Source organism: Pseudomonas sp. TNT2022 ID642, from assembly GCF_028656995.1.
GTDB lineage: Bacteria > Pseudomonadota > Gammaproteobacteria > Pseudomonadales > Pseudomonadaceae > Aquipseudomonas.
The window spans coordinates 86,743-94,700 of sequence record NZ_JAMDGW010000012.1; the positions used below are offsets into that span (position 1 = coordinate 86,743).

Annotated in this window: 2 protein-coding genes; one reads left to right on the forward strand and one right to left on the reverse strand. The window is 61.9% G+C overall.

Features of this window, described 5'->3' with window-relative positions:
- Positions 1 to 29 precede the first annotated feature (29 nt).
- On the reverse strand, positions 30 to 824 hold the full coding sequence (locus M5G26_RS12795) for a helix-turn-helix transcriptional regulator (RefSeq protein WP_134178132.1): 795 nt from the start codon (positions 822 to 824) through the stop codon (positions 30 to 32).
- A gap of 477 nt (positions 825 to 1,301) precedes the next feature.
- On the opposite strand from M5G26_RS12795, the gene M5G26_RS12800 reads away from it, so the two are divergent.
- On the forward strand, positions 1,302 to 7,712 hold the full coding sequence (locus tag M5G26_RS12800) for a non-ribosomal peptide synthetase (protein ID WP_273915564.1): 6,411 nt from the start codon (positions 1,302 to 1,304) through the stop codon (positions 7,710 to 7,712).
- Positions 7,713 to 7,958: the final 246 nt, after the last annotated feature.

Here is a 7,958-nt window from a genome sequence, read left to right on the forward strand (position 1 = left end):
CTGCCTCATGCATGTAAAGAGCGTTGTGCTCAGGCCCCGGCCATCCATTTCGCCAGACCATGGCGACCACTGACCCCGAGTTTGGCCGTGGCGCGTTTCAGGTACGTCTCGATCGAACTGTTCTTGACCCGCAGCTTTTCGGCCATTTGCGGCACGGTGCCGCCGGTCAACAAACCGAGGCAGACTTCTTTCTCGCGCACCGACAGGGCGATGTCGCTGATCGCCAGCCGCTCATCGAACACCTGCGCCAGCGGCGCCTGATCCAGTTCGGCCAAGGGTTGGCGCGGTTGCCGGGCGAGGATTTGCCGACTGATCTGCGCATGGCGTTCGATCAGCGGCAGCAAGGTGTCGGACAGGCGCTTGAGAAACGACAGCTCAGGCAGGGAAAACACCCGCTGGGTGTGCGGTCGGTAAAACGAAATGACGCAACGCCGGTTGGAGGTGCGCGAGACCAGATTGCATTGATGGGCGCTGTGTTGCGGGTGGCGAGGCTGGAGCGAGGCTTTCAGTTGAATCAGCAGCGAGTCGTTCATCTCGATCATCTTCTGCAACAGCGGATGATCGTCGGGGCTTTCCAACGGATCGGCCGGTGCACAGGTCTGCGTCAGACCAGCACTGCCCAACGGTTTGATCTCGACCACGCTGGCCTGTCGCTCATCCAGCGTCCACTCGCTGAGATCCAGCCGGTTGACCGGCACCAGCGTGTCGACCAACTGGAACATGTTCGTGGCAAAGTGATCATTGCCCGTGCTTGCAATCAGCTCACCCAGTTGCCAGTAGAAATGCGGGTTTTCCATATTGCGAATACTGCCGGTCAGATTCATATCCTTGTCATCCCTGGTTCAGAACCTTCACTGAATCGTCTGCCGTCTATGCAAAAACCACCCACGCCGTCATTTCTCCTTGAGCACGATCTGGAGCGGGATTTAAGCCTATGGATTTGTCCTACGTCTGTAGGGGAAAACAGGGACACAAAGTGCCACCATTTCTGATTGTTGGCGCCGGGGTTCTGACGGCGCTGAACACAGGCGGATCGACGTGAGTGACTGCTCGGTCACGCTCAAGCCCCGGAAACTCGGGCGATGGTCAATTTTGACCGCCAGCGCTCGGGCAAATGGCGGCGCTGGTGTGTGGTTGTTTTCCTACAAGCTTTTCAGTATTTCCTCTCCGAATTTTTAGACCTTGCCTGCGATGAGCACGCCCGTGGCGCGTATCTGGGTGGTGGTTGTCCGGGTTTCAGGTGTCATGTCGGTGGCGGGGCCGATGCTTGAATACCGGCAAAATTTCATGAGAAGGATCTTATGCAGCCTACTTCTGCCAACGTGGCGGGCGATCTGTCCGTGCCTGTCGAGACATTCGCGCTGACTGCCGCCCAGCGGGATATCTGGCTGGACCAACTGAGTCGCGGAGATTCGCCGCTGTACAACATCGGCGGTTACGTCGAGCTGAGCGGGCCGCTGGATCCGGCATTGCTGCAATCGGCACTTGAAGCTCTGGTGGCAGCGAACGACGCCTTGCGCATTGTGCTGCTGGCGGACGTCGGTCACGACGGGCTGCCGTTGCAAGGGTTCGCACAGACGCTGCCGGTGGCCATGCCGCTGTTTGATTTCAGCGGGCATCCCGACCCCCAGTCGGCGGCTCGGGCGCTGGTCGAAGAGCAGATGGCGCAGGCCTTTGTGTTGAGCGGGCAAGCGTTGTTCCGCTTCTGTCTGATTCGCCTCGATCAGCACCGCCACTGGCTGGCGGCGCAGGCCCACCACTTGATTATCGATGGCTGGGCTTTCGCGCTGCTGTTCAAGTCGGTGGGCGACATCTACACCGCGTTGTGCCGTGGCGAGCCTCCGCGTATGGAGGCACCGTCCTATGTCGGCTTTATCGAAGATGACGCGCGCTACCATCAATCACCCCGCTATGAACGTGATCAACGCTATTGGCTGGACAAGTACCGCAGCCTGCCTGAACCCTTGTTGATTCCCCGTCATCGCGAACCCCTTGAGCCTGAAGCGGCGCCCAGTCGCATCCACGTCGAGGCTTTTCCTGCGTTGTTGCACGAGCGCATGAAAGACGCCGCGCGGCACCTCGGTGGTTCGGCCTTTCATGTGTTGCTGGCGGCGCTGCATGTGTATTTCAGTCGTACCGCGCAGCGTGATGAGTGGGTGGTCGGCTTGCCGATTCTCAATCGCTCCTGTGCCCGCTTCAAAGGCACCTTGGGCTTGTTCACCCAGGTCAGTGCGATGCGCATGGGTTTTGGCCGGGCGCTGTCATTTGGCGAATTGATCACGGCGATCGGCGATAGCCTGAAACAGGATTTTCGCCACCAACGCTACCCGCTTAGCGAGATGAACCGCGCGCTGGGCCTGTTGCGTGAAGACCGCGCGCAACTGTTCGAGCTGTCGGTGTCCTACGAACAGGACGACCATGACTACCGTTACGGTGAGGCGTCGGGACACTCGGTCAAGGTCTCCAACCAACACGAGGCGACACCGCTGGCCATCCACCTGCGCAGCAATCGTTTCAACGACAAGGCCTGGCTGCATCTGGTGTACTCGCCGGGCTATTTCGCGGCCGATGAGATCGCGGCGTTCACCGAGCGTTTGTTGCTGATTCTGGAGCAAGGTCTGGAACGTCCGCAGCTGTCCATCGCTGATTTCGACCTCAATAGTCCGTCAGAGCTGGCTCTGCTCAATGAGTGGAACGACACCCGCGTCAGTTATCCGCAGGGGCAGCTGATTCATCAGCGATTCGAGTCGCGGGTGACCGAACAGCCGAACGCCGTGGTCGCGACGTATCAGGGACGAACCCTCAGTTATGCCGAACTGAATCGGCAAGCCAATGCGTTGGCCCATCATCTGCTGGGCCTCGGTGTGCGGCCCGATGACCGGGTCGCAATTGTCGCGCGCAGAAGCCTGGAGACATTGGTCGGGCTGCTGGCGATTCTCAAGGCCGGCGCCGCTTATGTGCCGATTGACCCGACGCATCCACCCGAGCGCCTGAGTTATCTGCTCAGCGACAGTGCTCCGGTGGCGCTGTTGACGCAAAGTGATTTACGCGAGCGCTTGCCCGCCACAGCGCTGCCCGTGATCGAGCTGGATCGGCGCCAAGGGGCGCTCGACAACGTGAACAATCCCGAGGTGCCGGGGCTGAACACGGCCAACCTCGCCTATGTGATTTACACCTCCGGCTCAACCGGTTTGCCCAAAGGCGTGATGGTCGAACACCGCACGCTGGGCAATCTGCTCGACTGGCACTGCGAGGCATTCGGGCTTGGTCCCGGGCAGCACACCTCGAGTCTGGCCGGTTTCGGTTTTGACGCGATGGCGTGGGAGGTCTGGCCGGCGCTGTGTGCCGGGGCAACGCTGCATTTATCGCCCGCAAGTGAAGGCAGTGAAGACATTGATGCGCTGCTCGCCTGGTGGCGGGCGCAGCCGCTGGACGTCAGCTTTCTGCCAACGCCGATTGCCGAATATGCCTTCAGCAAACAACTCGATCATCCGACCTTGCGCACCTTGCTGATCGGCGGCGATCGCCTGCGCCAGTTCAATCGCGCGCAGTCTTTTGCGGTGGTCAACAACTACGGCCCCACCGAAGCCACGGTGGTTGCTACCTCGGGGCTGATCACCCCAGGGCAGGCGTTGCACATTGGCAAACCCGTGAGCAATGCCACGGCTTACCTGCTCGATGATCAGCAGCGCCCGGTGCCGATCGGCATCATCGGTGAGCTGTATGTCGGTGGTGCCGGGGTTGCCCGAGGTTATTTGAATCGCCCGGAATTGACCGCCGAACGCTTTCTCGACGACCCGTTCAGTGCGCAGCCGGATGCGCGCATGTACCGCACCGGCGACCTTGCCCGTTGGCGTGCTGACGGTAATCTTGAGTACATCGGTCGCAATGATGACCAGGTGAAAGTCCGCGGTGTGCGTGTCGAACTGGGCGAAATCGAAGCGGCACTGGCCAGCCATGACGCGGTGCAGGAAGCCGTGGTGCTGGTGCGCGACGGTCAGCTGTTGGCGTGGTTCACCGAGCGTGAAACGCTGGACATCCTGCAAATGCACGCGCACCTGACCTCGCGTTTGCCAGCCGCCATGCTGCCGGCCGCCTACATCCGCCTGGCGACGTTGCCGCTGACCGCCAACGGCAAGCTCGATCGCCAGGCCTTGCCGGCGCCGGGGCCGGAAGCGCTGATTCGTCGGCAGTACGAGGCGCCCCAAGGTGACGTCGAAATCGCCCTGGCGCAGATCTGGGCCGAGGTCTTGCAGGTCGAACGGGTAGGGCGTCACGACCATTTCTTCGAGCTGGGCGGCCACTCCTTGTTGGCCGTGGGCCTGATCGAGCGTATGCGCCAGATTGGCATGAGCAGCGATGTTCGCGTGCTGTTCAGCCAGCCGACACTGGCCGCGTTGGCTGCGGCGGAGGGCAGCGGTCGCGAAGTCGAGGTACCGGCCAACCGCATTGCCGCCGATTGCACGCACATCACGCCTGACCTGCTGCCGCTGGTGCAACTGGATCAGGCGATGATCGAGCGTATCGTCGCAACAGTGCCGGGCGGTGCCGCCAATGTGCAGGACATCTACCCGTTGGCGCCGTTGCAGGAAGGCATTCTCTATCACCACATCACCGCTGCGCAGGGCGATCCGTATTTGCTGCAATCGCTGCTGGCGTTCGACAGTCTCGAACGGGTCGAGGCCTTCGCCGCTGCGCTGCGCGAGGTCATCGCACGGCACGATATCCTGCGTACGGCGGTGGTTTGGGAAGGGCTGACGTCACCGGTTCAGGTCGTTTGGCGCGAGACCATTTTGCCGGTGCAGGAAGTCGAACTTGACCCTGCTGGCGGCGCAGTCATCGATCAATTGCACGAACGCTTCGACGCGCGGCGCTATCGCCTCGACGTCAGTCAGGCACCGCTGCTGCGCCTTATGTATGCACGTGATCCAGTGCATAACCGGGTGGTCGGCATCTTGCTGTTCCATCATTTGGCGATGGATCACATTGCGCTGGAGGCGATGCGCGAAGAAATTCACGCCTGCCTGTCCGGGAGCGCCGAACCGCTGGCGGCGCCGGTGCCATATCGCAACTATGTGGCGCAGACGCGACTGGGCGTCAGCGAGCAGGAGCATGAAGCGTTCTTTCGTCAGATGCTCGCCGACATCGATGAGCCGACCTTGCCGTTCGCTTTGCAGAACGTACAGGGCGATGGCAGCAACATCGAGGAGGCCGAGCAAACGCTGACGAGCGATCTGTATCAACGTCTGCAACAGCAGGCGCGTCTGGCCGGCGTCAGCGTCGCCAGCCTGATCCACCTCGCCTGGGCGCAAGTGTTGGCGGCAACATCCGGGCAGCAAAGTGTGGTGTTCGGCACGGTGCTGATGGGGCGCATGCAGGGCGGCGCGGGGGCCGACCGGGCGTTGGGGGTGTTCATCAACACCTTGCCGCTGCGCGTCGATGTCGGTGAAGGCGCGCGCGCGGCGGTGAAGTCCACCCATGCCCGCCTGACTGCGTTGCTCGCCCATGAACACGCCTCCCTGGCGCTGGCCCAGCGGTGCAGTGGCGTCGCTGCGCCGGCGCCGCTGTTCAGCGCTTTGCTCAACTATCGGCACAGCGATGATGTCGAGCAAAAAACCTCCCGGCAAACCTGGCAAGGCATCGAAACCCTGGCCAACGAGGAACGCACCAATTACCCGTTTACCCTGAGCGTCGATGACCTCGGCACAGGTTTGCGCCTGACCACCCGAACGTTGTCGAACATCGGCGCGCAACGGATTTGCAGTTATGTGCAGTCGGCGCTGAACGGTTTGGTCGAAGCGCTGGAGACCACGCCGCAGCGGCCGCTGAACAGCCTGCCGTTGTTACCGCAGGAAGAGCTGCAACGGCTGCTGATCGAGTTCAACGATACGGCAGTCGACTGCCCGATGGACCAGCCACTTCAGGCGCTGTTCGAACAACAGGTGCAGTGCAAACCGAATGCCGTCGCCGTGCAATTCGCCGGGCAAAGCCTGACCTATCGCGAGTTGAACGAGCAGGCCAATCGCTTGGCTCATCATTTGCGCGGGCTGGGTGTAAAACCGGATTCGCGAGTCGCAATCTGCGTCGAGCGCGGGCCGGAACTGGTGATCGGCCTGCTGGGCATTCTCAAGGCGGGCGGTGCTTATGTGCCGCTCGATCCGGATTATCCGCTGCAACGGCTCAACTACATGTTGCAGGACAGCGCACCGGTTGCGCTGCTGGTGCACGCGGCGACGCGCGATCTGCTCGACGAACCCGGCGTGCCGCTAATCGATCTCGATCTCGGCACTTGGCAGGACCAGCCGCACGACAATCCGCAGGTGCCCGGTCTCGGCGCGACGAATCTGGCCTACATGATCTACACCTCCGGCTCCACCGGCACACCCAAAGGCGTGATGATCGAACACCGTAGCGCCTGCAACATGGTGCACTGGGGCTCGGAGTTGGCGCCACCCGGCGAACACGGGGCGTTGCTGCAAAAGGCGCCGTACAGTTTCGACAGTTCGGTGTGGGAGATCTTCTGGCCGCTTTGCTCGGGCATGCGTCTGGTGCTGGCGCGGGCCGACGGCAACCGTGATTCTGCCTATGTCACACAAGTCATCCGCGAACAGAACATCACTGTGGTGAAGTTCGTGCCGGCGTTGTTGCAGCAGTTCATCGAACAGGACGATGTCAGCCAGTGCACCAGCCTTACCGATGTGCTCAACGGTGGCGGCGAGTTGACCGTCGCGCTGGCCCGGCAAGTGCGCGAGCGCCTGCCGTGGGTGCGTCTGCACAACGTCTACGGGCCGACCGAAACCACCGTCGACAGCAGCGGCTGGACGCTGCAACCCGGCAAACCGGTGCCGCGGACACTGGTGCCGATCGGCAAGGCGCTGAGCAACACGCGGCTGTATGTCCTCGATGCCTGCGATCAACCGGTGCCGCTTGGCGTCAGTGGGCATTTGCACATTGGTGGAGTGGGCGTGGCGCGCGGCTATCTGGGACTGCCGCAATTGCAGGCCGAGCGCTTTATCGACAGTCCGTTCGTGGCCGGTGATCGTTTGTATCGCACCGGTGATCTGGTGCGTTACGGCGCCGATGGCAACCTCGAATTCCTCGGGCGCAACGACTTCCAGGTCAAGCTGCGCGGGGTGCGTCTTGAGCTGGGCGAGATTGAAGCGCGGCTGCTCGAACATCCGGCCATTCGCGAAGCGGTGGTGCTGGTGCGCGATGAGCGGCTGGTGGCTTATTACAGCGTACGTGCCGAGCAGGCTGCACCGACGCTGGAAGCATTGCGAGCGCATGTGTTGGCGCAGTTGCCGGAATTCATGGTGCCTGGCGCTTACGTGATGCTGGCGGCATTGCCGTTGACGCCCAACGACAAAATCGACCGCAAGGCGTTGCCGGAGCCGGGAGCGGAGGCGTTGCTCAGCCGGCCTTACGAGGCCCCGGAAGGCGACGTGGAAGTAGCCTTGGCGCAGATCTGGGCTCAGGTGCTCAAGGTCGAGCAGGTCGGGCGCCACGACAACTTCTTCGAGCTGGGCGGGCATTCGTTGCTGGCGGTCAGTCTGGTCGCGCGCATGCGTCTGGCCGGCCTGCATGTCGACGCGCGGACGCTGTTCAGCCAGCCGACACTGGCGGCGCTGGCGGCACAGACCTCGCGGCAGGCCAAGCAGGTCGAGATTGCCCAGACCACCATCCCCAACCTCAACCGCAAGCGCCGCCTCTGACGGCGCACACAAAACCTGTAGGAGCTGCCGAAGGCTGCGATCTGTTGATCTTGTTTTTAAAAGCAAAATCAAAAGATCGCAGCCTTCGGCAGCTTCTACAGAGGCGAACAGCGGGCAGGGCGGCTTGTCCCCGCTTCCCATGTCAGACACCCACGCCCCGATGTTTTAGTTTTTCCAAGCTGCGCGCCGTCTGCACGGACTCGCTGCTGCGCGCTCCTTTTTTCCGTATTTACAGCAGGTTACCTC